Annotated in this window: 15 protein-coding genes; 12 read left to right on the top strand and 3 right to left on the bottom strand. The window is 70.2% G+C overall.

The genetic code is table 11. The features are described from left to right. The first annotated feature begins 78 nt into the window (after nucleotides 1-78). Both ACSMXX_RS07755 and pruA read left to right on the top strand, forming a co-directional pair. Nucleotides 79-1,008 (top strand): proline dehydrogenase family protein, encoded by a 930-nt coding sequence (locus tag ACSMXX_RS07755; RefSeq protein ID WP_473183291.1) that lies wholly within the window; start codon nucleotides 79-81, stop codon nucleotides 1,006-1,008. Nucleotides 1,009-1,049: 41 nt separating this feature from the next. Further along, nucleotides 1,050-2,681 carry an L-glutamate gamma-semialdehyde dehydrogenase gene (gene pruA / locus ACSMXX_RS07750; protein ID WP_473183290.1) on the top strand — a complete coding sequence of 544 codons (1,632 nt, stop codon included), beginning with the start codon at nucleotides 1,050-1,052 and terminating at the stop codon, nucleotides 2,679-2,681. Between the two features lie 129 nt (nucleotides 2,682-2,810). Here the strand turns inward: pruA and ACSMXX_RS07745 are convergent, their stop codons facing one another. Then, nucleotides 2,811-3,518: a nitroreductase family protein gene (locus ACSMXX_RS07745; RefSeq protein ID WP_473183289.1), complete on the bottom strand. Its 708-nt coding sequence runs from the start codon at nucleotides 3,516-3,518 to the stop codon at nucleotides 2,811-2,813. Between the two features lie 326 nt (nucleotides 3,519-3,844). On the opposite strand from ACSMXX_RS07745, the gene ACSMXX_RS07740 reads away from it, so the two are divergent. Further along, on the top strand, nucleotides 3,845-3,985 hold the full coding sequence (locus ACSMXX_RS07740) for a hypothetical protein (RefSeq protein ID WP_171904280.1): 141 nt from the start codon (nucleotides 3,845-3,847) through the stop codon (nucleotides 3,983-3,985). Nucleotides 3,986-4,078: 93 nt separating this feature from the next. Here the strand turns inward: ACSMXX_RS07740 and ACSMXX_RS07735 are convergent, their stop codons facing one another. Next, nucleotides 4,079-5,266 carry a cytochrome P450 gene (locus tag ACSMXX_RS07735; RefSeq protein WP_473183288.1) on the bottom strand — a complete coding sequence of 396 codons (1,188 nt, stop codon included), beginning with the start codon at nucleotides 5,264-5,266 and terminating at the stop codon, nucleotides 4,079-4,081. A 297-nt stretch (nucleotides 5,267-5,563) separates the two neighbouring features. Here ACSMXX_RS07735 and ACSMXX_RS07730 point away from each other — a divergent pair, with 297 nt between their 5' ends. From ACSMXX_RS07730 to ACSMXX_RS07710, 5 genes are all read left to right on the top strand, one after another. Next, nucleotides 5,564-6,601 carry a 3-isopropylmalate dehydrogenase gene (locus ACSMXX_RS07730; RefSeq protein WP_473183287.1) on the top strand — a complete coding sequence of 346 codons (1,038 nt, stop codon included), beginning with the start codon at nucleotides 5,564-5,566 and terminating at the stop codon, nucleotides 6,599-6,601. Nucleotides 6,602-6,832: 231 nt separating this feature from the next. Next, nucleotides 6,833-7,936 (top strand): branched-chain amino acid aminotransferase, encoded by a 1,104-nt coding sequence (locus ACSMXX_RS07725; RefSeq protein ID WP_473183286.1) that lies wholly within the window; start codon nucleotides 6,833-6,835, stop codon nucleotides 7,934-7,936. A 912-nt stretch (nucleotides 7,937-8,848) separates the two neighbouring features. Beyond that, a complete protein-coding gene (gene cimA, locus ACSMXX_RS07720) occupies nucleotides 8,849-10,459 on the top strand; it encodes a citramalate synthase (protein WP_473183285.1) in 1,611 nt (536 codons plus the stop codon). A 679-nt stretch (nucleotides 10,460-11,138) separates the two neighbouring features. After that, nucleotides 11,139-12,773, top strand: a complete 1,635-nt coding sequence (locus ACSMXX_RS07715) for an acyl-CoA carboxylase subunit beta (protein WP_473183284.1) — start codon at nucleotides 11,139-11,141, stop codon at nucleotides 12,771-12,773. Nucleotides 12,774-12,804: 31 nt separating this feature from the next. Then, nucleotides 12,805-13,029 carry an acyl-CoA carboxylase epsilon subunit gene (locus ACSMXX_RS07710; RefSeq protein WP_473183283.1) on the top strand — a complete coding sequence of 75 codons (225 nt, stop codon included), beginning with the start codon at nucleotides 12,805-12,807 and terminating at the stop codon, nucleotides 13,027-13,029. 160 nt (nucleotides 13,030-13,189) lie between these two features. Here ACSMXX_RS07710 and ACSMXX_RS07705 read toward each other — a convergent pair whose 3' ends face one another. Then, the gene (locus ACSMXX_RS07705; protein ID WP_473183282.1) at nucleotides 13,190-13,372 is read right to left on the bottom strand and encodes a hypothetical protein; all 183 of its coding nucleotides are present in this window, start codon (nucleotides 13,370-13,372) and stop codon (nucleotides 13,190-13,192) included. A 607-nt stretch (nucleotides 13,373-13,979) separates the two neighbouring features. On the opposite strand from ACSMXX_RS07705, the gene ACSMXX_RS07700 reads away from it, so the two are divergent. The 4 genes from ACSMXX_RS07700 to ACSMXX_RS07685 all read left to right on the top strand — a co-directional run bounded on the left by ACSMXX_RS07700 (nucleotide 13,980) and on the right by ACSMXX_RS07685 (nucleotide 19,061). Then, a complete protein-coding gene (locus ACSMXX_RS07700; protein WP_473183281.1) occupies nucleotides 13,980-17,552 on the top strand; it encodes a sensor histidine kinase in 3,573 nt (1,190 codons plus the stop codon). 9 nt (nucleotides 17,553-17,561) lie between these two features. Continuing rightward, nucleotides 17,562-17,975 carry a roadblock/LC7 domain-containing protein gene (locus tag ACSMXX_RS07695; protein WP_028435354.1) on the top strand — a complete coding sequence of 138 codons (414 nt, stop codon included), beginning with the start codon at nucleotides 17,562-17,564 and terminating at the stop codon, nucleotides 17,973-17,975. A 74-nt stretch (nucleotides 17,976-18,049) separates the two neighbouring features. Continuing rightward, a complete protein-coding gene (locus ACSMXX_RS07690) occupies nucleotides 18,050-18,460 on the top strand; it encodes a DUF742 domain-containing protein (protein WP_028435355.1) in 411 nt (136 codons plus the stop codon). Further along, nucleotides 18,441-19,061, top strand: a complete 621-nt coding sequence (locus tag ACSMXX_RS07685) for a GTP-binding protein (protein ID WP_420856152.1) — start codon at nucleotides 18,441-18,443, stop codon at nucleotides 19,059-19,061. Before ACSMXX_RS07690 ends, ACSMXX_RS07685 begins: the two co-directional genes overlap by 20 nt. The last annotated feature ends 109 nt before the right edge of the window (nucleotides 19,062-19,170 follow it).

Genomic DNA, 19,170 nt, shown 5'->3' with positions numbered 1-19,170 from the left:
CTGCCGTCTTCCCTTTCCGGCTGAACGGCCCGCCACAGGATGTCTGGAGCGCGAAGAAGAACCCCAGTGGAGGTGCCCGTGTTCGGACCAGTGCTCCTGGCCGCCGCGCGCAGTGACGGCATCCGCCGTCTTGTATCGTCCGCGCCGGTCACCCGCCCCGTCGTGAACCGCTTCGTGGCGGGCGAGCGGCTCGCGCCGTGCCTGGAGGCCGTACGGTCGCTGACCGCCCGCGGCCTCGACGTCACGCTCGATCACCTCGGTGAGGACACCACCGACCGCGCCGAGGCGACGCGCAACCGGGACGCCTATCTCGCGCTCGCGCACGCGCTGGCGGCCGAGGGCATGGGCGCCCGTGCCGAGATGTCGGTGAAGCTGTCGGCCTTCGGGCAGGCACTGCCGGACGGCGGCCACGACATCGCGCTCGCCAACGTGCGGCCGGTCGTCGAGGCGGCGGCCGAGGCGGGCACCACCGTGACGCTGGACATGGAGGACCACACAACCGTGGACTCCACCCTCGCCGTCCTCTCCGAGCTGCGCGGAAGCTTCCCCCAGACCGGGGCCGTGCTGCAGTCCTACCTCTTCCGCACCGAGGACGACTGCCACGCCCTGGCAGGGGAAGGCTCGCGCGTACGGTTGGTGAAGGGGGCATACAAAGAACCGGCGTCGGTCGCACACCAGCAGAAGACCGAGGTGGACCTTGCGTACGTGCGCTGTCTGAAGATCCTGCTCTCCGGCAGGGGCTATCCCATGATCGGCACCCACGACCCGCGGATGGTGACCGTCGCGCAGGAACTGGCGCGGCGCCTGGGGCGCAAGCACGACGAGTTCGAGTTCCAGATGCTCTACGGCATCCGCGAGAAGGAGCAGCTGCGGCTTGCGGCCGAGGGCCACCGGATGCGCGTATACGTCCCCTACGGGACCGACTGGTACGGATACTTCATGCGGCGCCTCGCGGAGCGTCCGGCCAACCTCGGATTCTTCCTCCGTTCGCTCGCCACCCGCGGCTGAACACCCTGACAGTGCCCTCGTAAGAAGGAGATTCGGCAGCCATGGACGCTGTGACCCAGGTCCCCGCCCCGTACAACGAGCCGGTGCACACCTACGCGCCCGGCAGCCCCGAGCGCTCCCGGCTGGAGCGCAAGCTCAAGGAGCTCGCCGAGAACCCGGTCGATCTGCCCATGACCATCAACGGTGAGAAGCGGATGGGCGGCGGCGCACGCGTCGACGTCGTGCAGCCGCACAATCACAGCAAGGTCATCGGCACCTACGCGAATGCCACACGGCAGGACGCGCAGGACGCGGTGGACGCCGCCCTCGCGGCCGCGCCCGCGTGGCGTGCGCTGTCCTTCGACGACCGTGCCGCGATCATCCTCAAGGCGGCCGAGCTGCTGTCGGGTCCGTGGCGCGAGACGATCGCCGCCTCCACCATGCTCGGCCAGTCCAAGACCATCCAGCAGGCCGAGATCGACGCCCCCTGCGAGCTGATCGACTTCTGGCGCTTCAACGTGCACTTCGCGCGCGAACTCCTCGCGGAGCAGCCGCCGATGCAGCCGAAGGGCGTGTGGAACCGCCTCGACCACCGGCCCCTGGAGGGCTTCGTCTACGCGATCACGCCCTTCAACTTCACCGCCATCGCCGGGAATCTGCCCACCGCTCCCGCACTGATGGGCAACGTCGTGGTCTGGAAGCCGTCCCCGACGCAGACCCACTCCGCGGTGCTCCTGATGGAGATGCTGGAGGAGGCGGGCATGCCCAAGGGCGTCATCAACCTCGTCACCGGCGACGGCAAGGACGTCTCGGAGGTCGCGCTGCCCCACCCGGACCTGGCGGGCGTGCACTTCACCGGTTCGACGAAGACGTTCCAGTACCTGTGGCGGACGGTCGGCGAGAACATCCAGCGCTACAGGTCCTATCCGCGCATCGTCGGCGAGACCGGCGGCAAGGACTTCATCGTCGCCCACCCGACCGCCGACGCCGCGGTGCTGAAGACCGCGATGGTGCGCGGCGCCTTCGAGTACCAGGGCCAGAAGTGCTCGGCAGCCTCACGCGCGTACATCCCGCGTTCGCTGTGGGACGGCGGGCTCAAGGACGAACTCCTCGCCGAGACCGAGGGGCTGGCGATGGGCGACGTCAGCGATCTGTCCAACTTCATCGGGGCCGTCATCGACGACCGTGCCTTCGCGAAGAACAAGGCCGCCATCGACCGCGCGAGGCAGGACCCCACCTGCGAGATCCTCGTCGGCGGCGAATACGACGACTCCACGGGCTGGTTCGTGAAGCCGACCGTCATCGCGTGCACCGACCCGGAGAACGAGATCTTCTCCGAGGAGTACTTCGGCCCGATCCTCGCCGTGCACGTCTACGAGGACGGCACCTGGCCGACGATGCTGGAGCAGATGGAGTCCGTCGCGGCCTACGCCCTGACGGGCGCCGTACTCGCCAAGGACCGGGCGGCGCTGGCCGAGGCGAGCGAGAAACTCCGCTTCGCCGCGGGCAACTTCTACCTCAACGACCGGCCCACCGGCTCGATCGTCGGCCAGCAGCCCTTCGGCGGCGCCCGCGCCTCCGGCACCAACGACAAGGCGGGCTCGAAGTTCAACCTGCTGCGCTGGATGTCGCCGCGCGCCATCAAGGAGACCCAGGTGGCGCCGACCGACTACCGCTATCCGCACATGGGTTGAACCGCTGAGCTGCTGAGCTGCTGAGCCGGTGAACGCCTGAGCCGGTGAACGCCTGAGCCCCGCCCGCACCGGCGATCGCGCCCGTCACGTGTACGTCTGCACGTACATGTGACGGGCGCGTTCGCCGTGTCACCAGCCGTCCCGGTGGATGACCTCCTGGACCGGACGGCGGCGCACGGGCCCGAAGTTGCCCGCGGGCCGGCCCACGGGGATCACCGCGAAGGTGTTGACGTCCTTGGGTATGCCGAGCACCTGCTTCCACTCCCGCTCCAGCATCAGATGCCAGACGGTGATCGTGGCCGCGAGCCCCAGCCCGCGCGCCGCGAGCAGCAGGTTCTGAACGCCGGGGTAGACGCTGGAGGTCTCCGCGACGGTGCTGAAGACGCCGTTGGTCATCAGCCGCAGCAGTCCGCTCGTGCCGAGCGATCCGTGCAGGGCCTTCAGCCCGTCCATGTCGCCCTTCGGCTGGACGTAGCGGTAGCAGGGAATGATCAGCGCGGGGGTGTCGGCGAAGTGGTCCCGCTGGTGTTCGATGGCCGCGACCATCCGCCGGTACGCGCCCTCGTCCATGCTGGGCGGCGTCGCCTTGCCGGCCGAACCGAGATACGCGTTCACGCAGCGGCGCCACAGCGGTTCGAGCCGTGCGATCACATCCCGGTCGGTGACGACGACGTAGTGGAACTGCTGGAGATTCGAACCGCTGGGCGCCCATACGGCGGCCTGTACGAGCCGCTCCAGCAACTCCTCAGGCACCGGGCCGGGTTCGAGGCGGCGCATCGCGCGCATCGTGGACATGGTCTCGAAGAGCAGGGGCTCGGCTTGCTGATCATCAGTCATGGCCGCGGAGTCTAGGGCTCCGCTTCGACGAGCCGCACCGTCCGGAGGCCGGGCTTCGAGGGCGCTGTCCGGACGGCCGGTGGCCTGAATCGAGTGGTGTTCGTCTCAGATAGTAGGAAGGCCAACTAATTGGCGAGACATCACGGCGATCGGGTTCTACCTTTGTGGAGAGCCGAACGTCTCGCTCATCCAGCGAACGGCGGATGAGGCCCGGTGCACGAGCGCAGGTGATCCCTGCCGCACCGTTGCCGCCCCCGCCCATTCCGGCATCACGAGCCCCCACCTTCCCTTCTTGAGACCTTTGCGTGCAGAAGGAGTTGCTGATCATGGATGAGACCGCCCGCCGCCGAGCCCGGCACACCGCCCGTACGGCCCGCATCAACCGCGACGCCGACCGCCGGAACGCGGCCGCCGCCCTCCAGCGCGCCCTCGACCGCCGCGACAACGGCGGCGCCACGGGCCACTGAGGCCAAGCCCGCAGGCAGGGCGGGTGGGCCTCGACGGTCTGCCCGCTCCCGCGTGTACGTGCGCCTTTCAGCTGTTCACCGGCAGGCGTCCGTTCACCATTCGACGTTGAGTGCCCGGGGCCCGGAGTCGACACCGCCGCGGGCCCACGGGATGTCGTCGGCTCTTCCCTGAAGCCGTAGCCCCGGCAGCCGTCGCGCGAGCGCGCGCAGTGCGGCGCCGACCTCGATACGGGCCAGGGCCGCGCCGAGACAGTAGTGCGGCCCGTGTCCGAACGTCAGGGGCGGAGAGCCGGCCTTCCGGTCCGGTACGAACCGGTCGGGGTCGGTGAAGTGCGCGGGGTCGCGGCCGGCGCCTTCGAGCCGTACGAGCACCAGGTCGCCGGCCTTGACCGGCACACCGCCCAGTTCGAGATCCTCGTGGGCGTAACGGGGGAACGGCTCTCCTGTCATGCCTGCCTGCATCCGCAGGACCTCCTCCACTGTCGCCTCCACCTGGCCGGCGTCGGCCGACGCCAGTTCGTACAGCCGCCCCTCGGTCAGGAGCCGGAGCGTACCGACGGAGACGGCGTTGCAGGCCGTCGAATATCCGGCCGCGACGACGGTCGTGGCCATGCCGGTGAGTTCACCGTCGCCGAGGCGCCCGTCACCGGAGTGACGTACGGCGATCAAGGCGCTGAGCAGGTCGTCCGCTGGGGCTTGCCGCTTGGCGGCGACCAGCCCGGACGCGTACTCACCCAGGGCGCCCCACGCCTGAGCGGCTGCGGCCAGCTCCTCTTCTCGGCCGTGGGTGAAGTCGGCAGCGCCGGCGGCGTCGGCGAGGCGGCGGAAGTGCTCGCGCTCCTGGATCGTCACGCCGAGCAGATCGCTGATGACCGTGATCGACAGCGGGGCGGCGAGGTCCCCCACGAGATCGGCGGGCGGACCGGCCTCGGCGAGGGCGGCCACGTGATCGGCGGCCTGCTGCTCGATGCGCGGACGCAGGGCGGCGACGCTCCGGGGCGTGAAGGCCTTGGACACCAGGCGGCGGAGCCGGAGATGTGCCTCGCCGTCCTGGAAGAGGGTGTCGTTGCCCGGGGATGCGTCGCCGGGCGGCGCCAGCCCGAACCGGGGGTCGGCCAGCACCGCCGCGACGGCGTCGTAGGAGGTGACCAGCCATGCCGGCCGTCCGTCGGTAGCGAGTACCGGGGCGACGGGTGTCCTCTCGCGGAGCCGCGCGTAGTCCGGCGGCGGCTCCATGGGGTGGGGCCGGTCGAAGGGCAGGGCCGGTCGCTCGGTCGTCATCGTGGTGCCCTTCCGTCGGTGGAGCCGCCTCGGTGGAGTCGTGTCGGTGGAGCCGCCTCGGTGCCGTCGCCGGGCGGTGTCACGGCGGGACTGTCCGCGTACGGGCCGGCATCCGCGGCAGCGCGGCGAGTTCTCCCGTCCGCACGCTCACAGTGAAGACCCTGACGTCGCGTCAAGGTCAACTCGTGGCCGGAGCAGCGGCCCCGACCGGAGAGGGCCACGCGGGCCCGGCGTACGGATGTCCGTGATGTGGACGGGTCGTGTCATCCCCTGGGACCAGAGGTTATGGTCGCTGGCATGTCTCGCAGCATCAGCCTCGCAGTGATCCCCGGTGACGGAATCGGCCAGGAGGTCGTGGCCCAGGGCCTGAAGGTCCTGACCGCCGTCCTTCCCCAGGACGTGAAGCTGGAGACGAAGCAGTACGACCTCGGCGCCGGCCGCTGGCACGCCACGGGTGAGACCCTCCCGGACGCGGAGCTGGAGCAGCTCAAGCAGCACGACGCGATCCTGCTCGGTGCCATCGGCGATCCGAGCGTGCCCTCCGGCGTGCTGGAGCGGGGGCTGCTGCTCAAACTGCGGTTCGCCTTCGACCACTTCGTCAATCTCCGGCCGTCGCAGCTCTTCCCCAACACGGAGACGCCGCTGGCCGGCCGCCCCGCCATCGACTTCGTGGTCGTGCGCGAGGGCACCGAGGGCCCGTACGTCGGCAACGGCGGCAGCATTCGCACCGGCACCTCCGCCGAGGTCGCCAACGAGCTCAGTGTGAACACCGCGTACGGCGTCGAGCGCGTCGTCCGGGACGCGTACGAGCGCGCCCAGGCGCGCCCCCGCAAGAAGCTGACCCTGGTTCACAAGACCAACGTGCTGGTGCACGCGGGCCACCTGTGGAAGAACCTCTTCGACAAGATCGGCGAGGAGTACCCCGAGGTCACCACCGACTATCTGCACGTCGACGCCGCGACGATCTTCCTGGTCTCCGACCCCGAACGCTTCGACGTGATCGTCACCGACAACCTCTTCGGCGACATCATCACCGACCTCGCCGCCGCCGTCAGCGGCGGCATCGGCCTCGCCGCCTCCGGGAACATCAACCCGACGGGCAGCTTCCCCTCGATGTTCGAGCCCGTCCACGGCTCCGCACCCGACATCGCGGGCACCGGCAAGGCCGACCCCACGGCGACGGTGCTCTCCGTCGCCCTGATGCTGCGGCACCTCGGCCTGGAGGCGGAGGCCGCACGCGTCGAGAACGCGGTCACGGCAGACCTGGCCGAACGGCCCGCGGCCCGTACGACGGACGAGACCGGCGACGCCCTGGCGGCACGAGTATCCGGCTGACCCGGCGCAGCTTCATCGCCGGGCATCGGTGCCCGGCCGCTGTGCCAGTGGGGGGTCGGGGTGCCACCATCCATCCAGGGGCCGCCCACCCGGACTCCCTCCGGGGGCCTCCACGCGTGATAATCGGACGCGGGGGCTGACGCATGAGGGAAAGCTCGGACGTCCAAGCATCACGACGGAGGGCGTACGGGAGCGCGGTCCGCCACGACACACAGTGAAGGACGCGCTCACATGACGACGCCTCGAATCGACTTCGACCTCAAGCCTTCCTCGCAGCCTCTGCCCGCCGCGGAGCGCGAGGCGGTGCTGGCCAATCCGGGCTTCGGCCGTCATTTCACGGACCACATGGTCACGATCAAGTGGACCGAGGGCCGGGGCTGGCACGACGCACAGCTCCAGCCGTACGCGGCGCTGCAGCTCGATCCCGCCAACATGACGCTGCACTACGCGCAGTCGATCTTCGAAGGGCTGAAGGCGTACCGGCAGCCGGACGGCTCCGTCTCGGCCTTCCGCCCCGACGCCAACGCCCGCCGATTCCAGCGCAGCGCCCGTCGGCTGGCCATGCCGGAGCTCCCCGAGGAGACGTTCATCGAGGCGTGCGAGCTGCTCGTGCGGCAGGACAAGGAGTGGGTGCCGGGGAGCGGCGAGGAGTCGCTCTATCTGCGGCCCTTCATGTTCGCCACGGAGGTCGGACTGGGTGTGCGTCCGGCCAACGAGTACCTCTTCATGCTGATCGCCTCGCCCGCCGGCTCCTACTTCCCCGGCGGCGTCCAGCCGGTGTCCGTGTGGCTCTCCCAGGAGTACGTGCGGGCGGCGCCCGGCGGCACCGGCGAGGCCAAGTGCGCGGGCAACTACGCCGCTTCGCTCGTCGCGCAGGCGGAGGCCGCCGAGCAGGGCTGCGACCAGGTCGTGTGGCTGGACGCGATCGAGCGCCGCTACATCGAGGAGATGGGCGGCATGAACCTCTATTTCGTCCACGGCTCCGGCGCGGACGCGAAGATCGTCACGCCGTCGCTGACCGGCACCCTCCTGCCGGGCATCACACGCAGCTCGCTGCTCACACTCGCCGCCGACCTCGGGTACGAGACGGCGGAGACCCGTCTGACCGTCGACGACTGGCGGGACGGCAACGCGGACGGCACCATCACCGAGGTCTTCGCCTGCGGTACGGCAGCCGTGATCACCCCGGTCGGCGAGGCGAAGTGCGCGAGCGGCGCGTGGAAGGTCGGCGACGGGCAGCCCGGCGAGATCACCATGCGGCTGCGCGAGACGCTGCTCGCTGTGCAGACCGGCCAGGCCGAGGACCGCCACGACTGGATGCGCCCCCTGGCCTGACGGCGCCGACCACCTTGCGGCGCCCCCTGCCCGCCCGGCCGGACCGCCCCGGTCCGGCGGTATGTCCTGCGCGGACGACGGGGAGAGGCGCGACGTGCGGGGCGGGCGCGCCCACGCCTCCCGGCTCGCGCCTCGCGCTCCTGCCCCTCTTGTGTGGGCTTTGGCCGCTCGCGCAAACCCTTCGGGCCCGGTCGAATGTCCCCTTCGGACGACGGGGAGAGGCGCGCTCGGCTCAGGCCGCGCTCCCTCCCGAAGCGAGAGCTGGACCTCCCGTGTGCCGCCTCGGCCGCTCACGCGGCTTGCCCACCGCGCGGCTCGGGCGGGGCCTGCGGTGCCGATGGCTCGGGTGCGGCGACCGGGCGGTTCGGTTGCCGTGCGGTGTCCGCGTAGCGGCTTGAGCTGCCCGGCGCGCTCGCCGGCCGTCTGCCGGGCCGGGCTCCGGCGCCGATGGCCGGGCCCGACGCCGGGGCCCGCGGGGGCACGGCCCCGGTCGGCCGGCCCGGTCCGGCCGTCCGCCGGCCCGTCCGCCGTCCCGTACACCTCGGGGCCCCGCGCCGGCGGGGAACCACCCCGGCTCAGCAGCCGCTTTCCGCATGGTGAGACGCATTGCGGGCGCAGGGGCGGTTTGTGCGAGACTCCCTGCGTGTCCTCGTTCGCCATGATTATCGGCAGCAGGCGCGCCGGTCCTTCGTGACCGACTGCCGCAGGAAGACCCGTGCGGCAGCGGCCACCGTGTCCCAGACCCGCGCGCCAGACCTCTCGCACCCGCGAGAGGTTTTTTTGGTTTCCGGCCCACCCCAGCCGGAACGACGGGCGCGAGAAGGCAGCACAACCGAGGGACAAGCGGACCCCTGAATACGGATCTCCCTTCGCTCCCCATGAGCACAGCATCCACCAGGAGCCACAGCAGCCATGAGCACTGACGCCCCGGCCGCCCCGGACGACAACTTCCACATCTTCGACACCACACTGCGCGACGGAGCCCAGCGCGAGGGCATCAACCTCACCGTCGCCGACAAGCTGACGATCGCCCGTCACCTCGACGAGTTCGGCGTCGGCTTCATCGAGGGCGGCTGGCCGGGGGCCAACCCGCGCGACACCGAGTTCTTCGAGCGCGCCCGCGAGGAGATCGACTTCCGGCACGCGCAGCTCGTGGCCTTCGGCTCGACCCGTAAGGCAGGCGTGCGCGCTGCCGACGACGCGCAGGTCAAGGCACTGGTGGACTCCGGCGCCCCGGTCGTCACGATCGTCGCGAAGTCGCACGACCGGCACGTCGAGCTGGCGCTGCGCACCTCGCTGGAGGAGAACGTGGAGATGGTCCGGGACACCGTCGCCTACCTGCGCGAGCAGGGACGCCGGGTCTTCGTGGACTGCGAGCACTTCTTCGACGGCTATCTCGCCAACGCCCGCTACGCGAAGGAGGTCGTGCGCGCGGCGTACGACGCCGGCGCCGACGTCGTGGTCCTGTGCGACACCAACGGCGGGATGCTCCCCGCGCAGATCCAGGCGGTCGTACGCACCGTCCTCACCGACACCGGCGCCCGGCTGGGCATCCACACGCAGGACGACACCGGCTGCGCCGTCGCCAACACCCTCGCTGCCGTGGACGCCGGCGCCACCCACGTCCAGTGCACCGCCAACGGCTACGGCGAGCGCGTCGGCAACGCCAACCTCTTCCCCGTCACGGCAGCCCTCCAGCTCAAGTACGGCAAGCAGGTGCTGCCGCAAGGGGCGCTGGAGGAGATGACCCGCATCTCGCACGCGATCGCCGAGGTCGTCAATCTCGTGCCCTCCACCCACCAGCCGTACGTCGGCACCTCGGCCTTCGCGCACAAGGCGGGGCTGCACGCCTCCGCGATCAAGGTCGACCCGGATCTGTACCAGCACATCGAGCCCGAACTCGTCGGCAACACCATGCGGATGCTCGTCTCCGACATGGCGGGGCGCGCCTCGGTCGAGCTGAAGGGCAAGGAGCTCGGCTACGACCTGGAGGGCGACCGGGATCTGGTCGGGCGGATCGTCGAGCGCGTCAAGGAGCAGGAGCTCAAGGGCTTCACCTACGAGGCCGCGGACGCCTCCTTCGAACTGCTGCTCCGCGACGAGGTGCACGGGCGCGCCCGCCGCTTCTTCCGCCTGGAGTCCTGGCGGACCATCGTCGAACAGCGCCCCGGCGACGGCCAGGCCAACGAGGCCACGGTCAAGCTGTGGGCCAAGGGCGAGCGCATCATCGCCACGGGTGAGGGGAACGGCCCGGTCAACGCCCTCGACCGTGCGCTGCGCAGCGGTCTGGAGCGGCTGCACCCGGAGCTGGCCAGGCTCTCCCTCGTGGACTACAAGGTCCGCATCCTCGAGGGCGGGCACGGAACCGACTCCACGACGCGTGTGCTGGTCTCCATGAGCGACGGCCGAGCGGAGTGGTCGACCGTGGGGGTCGCGGACAACATCATCGCGTCGTCCTGGCAGGCGCTGGACGACGCGTACACGTACGGGCTGCTGCGGGCGGGCGTCGAACCGCACGAGTGAGACAGCCGCCCGGCGCCCGGCGCCTGCGCTCAGCCGCTCAGCCGCTCAGCCGCTCAGCCGCTCAGCCGCTCAGCCGCTCAGCCGCTCAGCCGTCGAGGCGCACCGGCTGTCCGGGTGCTGTGCCGGCGAAGCTCGCCGGCGGCGTCAACTCCTCCTCGGGCACGGCGAGTTCGAGACCGGGGCGGCGGCCCAAGAGCGCTTGGATACCCACCGGGTCGGCGGCAAACGGCTGGGCCCGTCCGGTGGGGCACGGAGGCCGGGTACGGCCTGGCCGCACGCGGCTTCGGGTGATCGCCAAGGACCGGCGAGCCGTTCGAGGTGACCTGGCACCGTCCCGTACCCGAGGTGCTCTCGGCCGGGGACGGGGGTGGAGGTTCTCGCCACCGGTCGCTCGCTGTGCCTGCGCGTGACGCCGGGTACGGCGGCGGCCAGCGTGAGTTGTGCGGTCCGGCTGCGCTGAGCTGCGGTTGTGCGGAAGCCTGAGCCCGCCGGCAGGCGTCGGCAGGGCACCGTGACCGGGCTGTGGGAACCCCACAGCCCGGTGGCGGTCACATGTGAGGGTTCACTGCCCTGACGCCGTGCTTCAGGGCAGTTCTGTCCAGCGCGACCATGAATCGTGCCCGGACACTGTCTGAATCTGACGACGATGAACAGGCCTGCTGTTTCGTAGGGTCTATACATGACCGATCAGACCCAGCCGTCGCAGCAGGCGCAGCAGACCACGGCGACCGTGGCCGCGCCCGACGCCTCGGGCCCTCAGGCGCAGGACGCCCGTGGGCGTGTGGCGGAGCTGCGTGCTCTGCGGGAGCGTGCTCTGCAGGGTCCCAGTGAGCGGGCGACGCAGGCTCAGCACGCGAAGGGGAAGCTGACCGTCCGGGAGCGGATCGAACTGCTGCTGGACGAAGGGACGTTCCGTGAGGTGGAGCCGCTGCGGCGGCACCGTGCCACGGGTTTCGGGCTGGAGGAGAAGAAGCCCTACACCGACGGTGTGGTCACCGGGTGGGGGCTGGTGCACGGGCGGACGGTGTTCCTCTACGCGCACGACTTCCGGATCTTCGGCGGTGCGCTGGGGGAGGCGCACGCCACGAAGATCCACAAGATCATGGATATGGCGATCTCGGCCGGTGCGCCGCTGATCTCGCTCAACGACGGTGCGGGGGCCCGTATCCAGGAGGGCGTCTCGGCGCTCGCCGGGTACGGGGGGATCTTCCAGCGCAACACCCGCGCGTCGGGCGTGATTCCGCAGATCTCGGTGATGCTCGGCCCGTGCGCGGGCGGCGCCGCCTACAGCCCGGCGCTCACGGACTTCGTGTTCATGGTCCGCGACACCTCGCAGATGTTCATCACCGGCCCGGACGTGGTGCAGGCGGTGACCGGCGCGCAGGTCTCGCAGAACGGTCTCGGCGGCGCGGACGTGCACGCGGCGACCTCGGGTGTGGCGCACTTCGCCTATGACGACGAGCAGTCGTGCCTTGAAGAGGTGCGGTATCTGCTGTCGATGCTGCCGAGCAACAACCGGGAGAACCCTCCCGCCGAGGAGAGCCACGATCCGGTGGACCGGCGCGGCGAGGTGCTCCTGGATCTGGTGCCGGCCGACGGCAACCGCCCGTACGACATGCGCAAGGTGATCGAGGAACTCGTCGACGACGGGGATCTGCTGGAGATCCACGAGCGGTGGGCGACGAACCTGATCGTGTGTCTGGCCAGGATGGACGGCCAGGTCGTGGGCGTCATCGCCAACCAGCCGCAGTCGCTGGCCGGGGTCCTGGACATCGAGGCGTCGGAGAAGGGCGCCCGCTTCGTGCAGATGTGCGATGCGTTCAACATCCCCATCGTCACGCTGCTGGACGTGCCGGGCTTCCTGCCCGGTGTCGACCAGGAGCACGGCGGGATCATCCGGCACGGCGCGAAGCTGCTGTACGCGTACTGCAACGCGACGGTGCCGCGGATCTCGGTGGTGCTGCGCAAGGCCTACGGCGGCGCGTACATCGTGATGGATTCGCAGTCGATCGGCGCCGATCTGACCTTCGCCTGGCCGACGAACGAGATCGCGGTCATGGGCGCGGAGGGCGCGGCGAACGTGATCTTCCGGCGGGAGATCAACGGCGCGGACGACCCGGAGGCGATGCGGGCGCGGATGGTCAAGGAGTACAAGGCCGAGCTGATGCATCCGTACTACGCAGCCGAGCGCGGCCTCGTCGACGACGTCATCGACCCGGCCGAGACCCGCGAAGTGCTCGTCCGCTCACTGCAGATGCTCCGCACCAAGCACGCGGATCTGCCCTCACGCAAACACGGCAACCCCCCTCAGTAAGGGCCTCCTCAGTAAAGGGATGAAGACTTCCATGAACCCGACCGACACAGCCGGCAGCCACCTCGTCCGCGTGGAGAAGGGCGAGGCCAGCGAGGAGGAACTCGCAGCCGTCACGGCTCTGTTGCTCGCCCGTGCCGCCGCGTCGGCCAGGCACGAGCAGATTCCGGCCGCACGCGCAGCTGGGAACGGCAAGGCGGGCTGGCGGCGGCTGGAGCGCGCGCGGGGCTTCCGCGCCCCGCACAGCTGGCAGGGCTGAGCACGAAGACGCCGCAGCGCGAACACAGCGGCGCGGCCGCACAGAGAACACAGCCGCACAGCGAATACGGCCACAGCGCGAACACAGCGAGGACGGCCTCCCGGTGAAGTCACGGGAGGCCGTCCTCGCTGTGCCGTCTACGCCGTCGCCTCTCGCATCGTCAGCCGGCGGGTGCGTCTTCGAGCACGGTGCGCTCGGGATTCGCGGTCTGCGCGGGAAGGCCGTCGAGGCTCTCGGCCTCTTCGGCGACGGCCGTCGTGGTCAGCTCGTCCGCGTCCTGGAGGTCCACCAGGGTGGTGCGGCGCGGGTTGGCTGTATTGCGCATGATAAGGGTGGTCTTCACGCTCGACCGTACCTCGCACTTTCCAATTGGCTTGTCTTTCCGCGGTGTTCTGTAAACAAGGCTAGGCCGCCATTTCCTTTCGTTACGTGACGCGGGCAACGCGGAGCGTGTGAGGTTCCTCACCGGAGCGCGGGCAAAAGGGACTTAGGTGATGAGCTGCGGCTGGGGCCGAAGCGGACATGAGGGCCAGACGTGAGGTTCCGGTTCCGCACCTGATAAAGCTGAGGCGTGAAGGGCCGCCGAAGGGCGGCAGAAAAGTCCGGAATCACGGGAAGTGCTCTGCACAGCACGTGACGGAGTCATGGCGGAGCGTCACTTGAACTCCCGGGTTTTCCACAGGCCTTGTTGGAGATCCGGCACTGTGCTGGAATTCCACGGACCGCTGCGGGAAACAACCGGCGCGCAGGGGCGCAGAGCAGCGCCGCGTGGCGGTCATGGGGACGCGCGCCGGTCACTTCACGACCGCCCGGGGGGCCTTGGGACCCCCACGACTCGATACCGTCCCGCCGTCCCAAGCGGAGGGGCGCCTGGTCCAGAGGTTGCGACGCTAGTGCAGGGACGTTTCAAGAGGGATGGCAGCGCTGCGGGGGATCCGGAGCCGCGCGGAATGACGGACCGCGGATCCACACCCCAGCGCGCCCAGCAGAGTGGACCGACGGCCGCCGTTCATGAAGAGGACGGCGCGTCGACGAAGAGTCCTGCCGTAAAGAGCGAGAAGAGCGCCGAGCAGCGGCTCAGGACGCCTCCTGGGCCGGGTTCGCGTGCCGCCCTGCGCAACTGGCGGATCAGTACGCGCCTCGTCTCGCTGCTCGCCCTGCCCGTGGTCGCCGCAACGACCCTGGGTGCCCTGCGGATTCAGGATTCGCTCGGCAAGGTCGACCAGCTCGAGAACATGAAGCAGCTCACGGAGATGACCGAGCAGGCGACCGAACTCGCCTCGGCACTCCAGGAGGAGCGCGACCGCTCGGCCGGCCCGCTGATCGCGACCGGGGATTCCAAGGACGACACCGTCGTCGGCCCGCGTGAGACGACGGACCAGTCCTTCCAGGCGTTCAAGGAAGCCACCGCGGACATCGACGGCAGCGACAGGGCGATGGCCGGCGTCCAGTCCACCGTTCTCGACATCACCCGTCAGCTGACCGCGATCAAGAACATCCGCGAACGGGCCTACGACACCCCCTCGTCGGTCTCGCAGACGGTCAACAGCTACAACCAGCTGATCGATTCGCTGCTCTCCCTGTCCCAGGACATGGCGCAGGCGACGAACAACTCCGAGATGATCCAGAGCACGCGTGCCCTGGCCTCCTTCTCCACCGCCAAGGAGTACGCGTCGATCCAGCGCGCGATCATCTCGGCGGGTCTCGCGCAGGAGGGCGGTCCCGAACTCTCCGAGAGCGACCGGCTCTACGCCAAGACGGCGGCCGAGAGCGAGAGCGCCTCCCTCGGCAGCTTCAACCAGATCTACGGCGAGGAGAAGGCCTCCGAGCTGACCAAGCCGCTCGACGGCGGTGTCGTCAACATCACCCTCGCGGACAAGTACCGCGACCGCGTGCTGAACAACCCCGACGGCATCAAGAGCGAGAACCGCTCGTACCCGGACTGGTACGACCAGGACCGCTCGAAGATCGACGAGATGAAGAAGATCGAGTCGACGCTGCTCTCGCAGATGGAGCAGCAGGCCCGTGAACTGCGTTCCGACGCCCAGCGCGAGGCGTTCCTCAACGGCGCCGTCATCCTGCTCGTCCTCGGCATCTCCCTCGTCGGCGCCTTCGTCGTCGCCCGCTCCATGGTCCGCTCGCTGCGGCGGCTGCAGGACACGGCCCAGGACGTCGCCCGCAAGCGGCTGCCGGAGCTGGTCCGTCAGATGTCCGAGTCCGAGCCCCAGGACGTGGACACCTCCGTCGAGTCCGTCGGTGTGCACAGCCGGGACGAAATCGGCAAGGTGGCCTCCGCGTTCGACGACGTCCACCGCGAGGCCGTCCGGCTCGCCGGCGAGCAGGCCCTGCTGCGGGGCAACGTCAACGCGATGTTCACCAACCTCTCGCGGCGCAGCCAGGGCCTCATCCAGCGTCAGCTCTCGCTCATATCCGAGCTGGAGTCCCGCGAGGCCGACCCGGACCAGCTCTCCTCGCTCTTCAAGCTGGACCACCTCGCGACCCGCATGCGCCGTAACGGTGAGAACCTGCTCGTCCTCGCGGGCGAGGAGCCGGGCCGCCGCTGGACCAGGCCCGTCCCGCTCGTCGACGTGCTGCGCGCCGCGGCCTCCGAGGTGGAGCAGTACGAGCGCATCGAACTGAACTCGGTGCCCGCAACCGAGGTCGCGGGCCGCGTCGTCAACGACCTCGTCCACCTGCTGGCAGAGCTGCTGGAGAACGCGACGTCCTTCTCCTCGCCGCAGACGAAGGTCAAGGTCACCGGTCACGCCCTGCCCGACGGGCGCGTGCTGGTGGAGATCCACGACACCGGCATCGGCCTCTCCCCGGAGGACCTCTCCGCGATCAATGAGCGGCTGGCGAGCCCGCCGACCGTCGACGTCTCGGTCTCCCGCCGCATGGGCCTGTTCGTGGTCGGCCGCCTCTCGCTGCGGCACGGCATCCGCATCCAGCTCCGTCCGTCCGACTCCGGAGGCACGACCGCCCTGGTCATGCTGCCCGTCGACGTGGCGCAGGGCGGGGCGCAGGGCCCGCAGGGATCCAAGGGCAAGCCCGCCGGTGCGGGCGCCCCCGGCGGCAACGGCCCGAGCGTCCCCAAGGGCGCCGGCCTCGCCGCCGCGCTGCAGCGCGGACCGGGCTCCGGCCCGGGCACCCGCCAGGTCGGCGGCGGCGAGTCACGGCCCGCACTGCCAGGTTCGGACGTCCCCGTGGGCGCCGGCTCCGGCCAGGGCGGCGGCGGTGGCGCACCGACCACGAACCTCTTCGGCGACAGCGGCCAGGGCAGGGGCCCCGGCCAGGACCGCCAGGGCGCGGGCTCCGGCCCGCCGAACCGTCAGACTCCGCCGCTTCCGCAGCGGCCCGGCCCGGCGGGTGCGCTGCCCGGCGGTGCGGGGGCCGGCGGCGGCCAGGGCGGGCCGGAGACGGCCGAGTTCGAGAGGCCGGCCGACGGCTGGGGCGGCTCCTGGGAGCGGGAGAGCCAGTCGACCGGTGAGTTCCAGCGTCCCCAGTCGCCTTCGGACACGGGCGAGTTCCAGCGTCCGCCGTCCCCCTCGGACACCGGTGAGTTCCAGCGTCCCCAGTCGCCTTCGGACACGGGCGAGTTCCAGCGTCCCCAGTCGCCTTCCGACACGGGTGAGTTCCAGCGTCCGGAGCCCGGCGGGCCGAGCGATACCTCGCAGTTCGCGCGCCCGGACCAGTGGAGCCAGCCGCGTCCGAGCTGGGCCACGGCCTCCGGCCCCGGCGAGGACGGCCCCCGCGGGCACGACGAGTCCGAGTCGAGCGACACCGGCGAGTTCGCCCGCCCCGGCTACACCGGCGCCTCCAGCGGCGGCCACGGCGCCGCCTCAGGCCGTGAGGAGCAGCAGAGCGAGCAGACGCAGGGCGGTCAGCAGCCCTCGTACGACCCGGACTTCGGCATACCTTCCGGTCCGCCGGCTGCGGCCGACGCCCCGACGCCGATCTTCGAGTCGATCGAGTCCAACTGGTTCCGCGCGGCGTCCTCCGCGCCTCCGCCTCCGTCGGCACCGCCGCCCCCGGCGGCACCGCCGGCTCAGCGGGAGTCCGCGGAGTCCGGGCTGCCGGAGCGGCCCTCGCATGCGCCCACACCGCGACCGGGGCAGCCGGCCTCGGCCGTACCACCGATGCCGCAGCGGCACGCTGCCCGTCCGTCCTCGGAGGGGGTCTCGGCGAACTCCACTCACTCCACCGCTGCTCAGCACGGTGCCGACACCGGCGCCCACTGGGGAGCCTCGCCCAACGACGAGCGCTGGCGCCGGGCGGAGCAGGTCCGCCAGCCCGCAGCGGGCGGAGTGACCACCTCCGGTCTGCCGCGCCGTGTGCCCCGCGCCAATCTCGTCGCGGGCACCGCTCAGCAGCAGTCCTCCGCACAAGCAGGACCGCAGGTCTCGCGTGCACCAGATGACGTCCGCGGCAGGCTGACCAACCTCCGCCGCGGCATCCAGCAGGGCCGACAAGCCGGTACGACGAACGGCCGCGGCATAGGCCCCCATTACCAGCAGGAGCGTTAGTTGAGTCCGATGAGCCAGGCGGCGCAGAATCTGAACTGGTTGATCACCAACTTCGTGGACAACACCCCAGGTGTGTCGCACACGGTGGTGGTCTCCGCGGACGGGCTTCTGCTCGCGATGTCCGAGGGATTCCCGCGCGACCGCGCCGACCAGTTGGCGGCGGTCGCCTCGGGGCTGACCTCACTGACCGCCGGTGCCTCCCGGATATTCGAGGGCGGCCCGGTCAATCAAACCGTGGTGGAGATGGAGCGCGGCTTCCTCTTCATCATGTCCATCTCGGACGGCTCGTCACTGGCCGTCCTCGCCCATCCGGAGGCTGACATCGGTCTCATCGGATACGAGATGGCGCTACTGGTAGACCGCGCAGGAACCGTCCTCACCCCTGACGTGCGCGCTGAACTTCAGGGGAGCATCCTCAACTGATCTGAAAGCTCCCCCTACATGAGCCACCTCAGTCCGTTACCCGACCCCGACCTCATGCCTCGTCCGGAGGAGCCATGACCCCGCCAGCCTCGCCCGGCCCGTACGGTGCCCCATACCAGCACGCACCGTACGGAGGTGAGGGCGACCAGCCGCTGGTGCGCCCATATGCGATGACGGGCGGCCGCACCAGGCCGCGCTACCAGCTCGCCATCGAGGCACTGGTGAGCACCAGCGCCGACCCGGTCCAGCTTCAGGGTCTGCTCCCGGAGCACCAGCGCATCTGCCATCTGTGCCGGGAGGTCAAGTCGGTCGCAGAGGTCTCCGCCCTGCTCGCGATACCGCTGGGTGTGGCCCGGATCCTGGTCGCCGATCTCGCCGAGGCCGGAATGGTGGCCATCCACCAGCCCGGCGGTGGCTCCGAGCCCGGCGGCGCGCCAGATGTGACGTTGCTCGAAAGGGTGCTCAGTGGACTTCGCAAGCTCTAGCCCGCAGACGGGCCAGATGGTGGGTTACGGAGCCGGAGCCCCTGCCCCCGGCCGTTCGACGACGTCCGCGAAGATCGTCGTGGCCGGCGGCTTCGGCGTGGGCAAGACGACCTTCGTCGGTGCCGTCTCCGAGATCAATCCGCTCCGTACGGAAGCGGTCATGACGTCCGCGTCCGCCGGGATCGACGATCTGACCCACACCGGCGGCAAGACCACCACGACGGTGGCCATGGACTTCGGGCGCATCACGCTCGACGACGACCTGATCCTCTACCTCTTCGGCACACCGGGGCAGGATCGTTTCTGGTTCATGTGGGACGACTTGGTGCGCGGCGCCATCGGCGCGGTGGTCCTCGTCGACACCCGCCGCCTGGCGGACTGCTTCCCAGCCGTCGACTACTTCGAGAACTCGGGGCTGCCGTTCATCATCGCGCTGAACGGCTTCGACGGGCACCAGCCCTACACCCCCGAAGAGGTCCGCGAGGCCCTGCAGATCGGCCCGGACGCTCCCATCATCGTCACCGACGCCAGGCACCGCGCCGAGGCGAAGAGTGCGCTGATCACGCTGGTCGAGCACGCCCTGCTCGCCCGTCTCAAGTAGGGCGCGGAGCCAACTCGGCGCGGATCAGGGCGAGTTGATTGCACAGCCGGGCAGGAGGATTCCTCCTCCCGGCTGTGTTCGCCGTGTTCGCCGCCGTCCGCTCCTTCAG

The organism is Streptomyces sp. DSM 116795, assembly GCF_055792905.1.
Note: the sequence above shows the minus strand (reverse complement) of the source record. Positions and strands in the feature narration are given on the sequence as shown.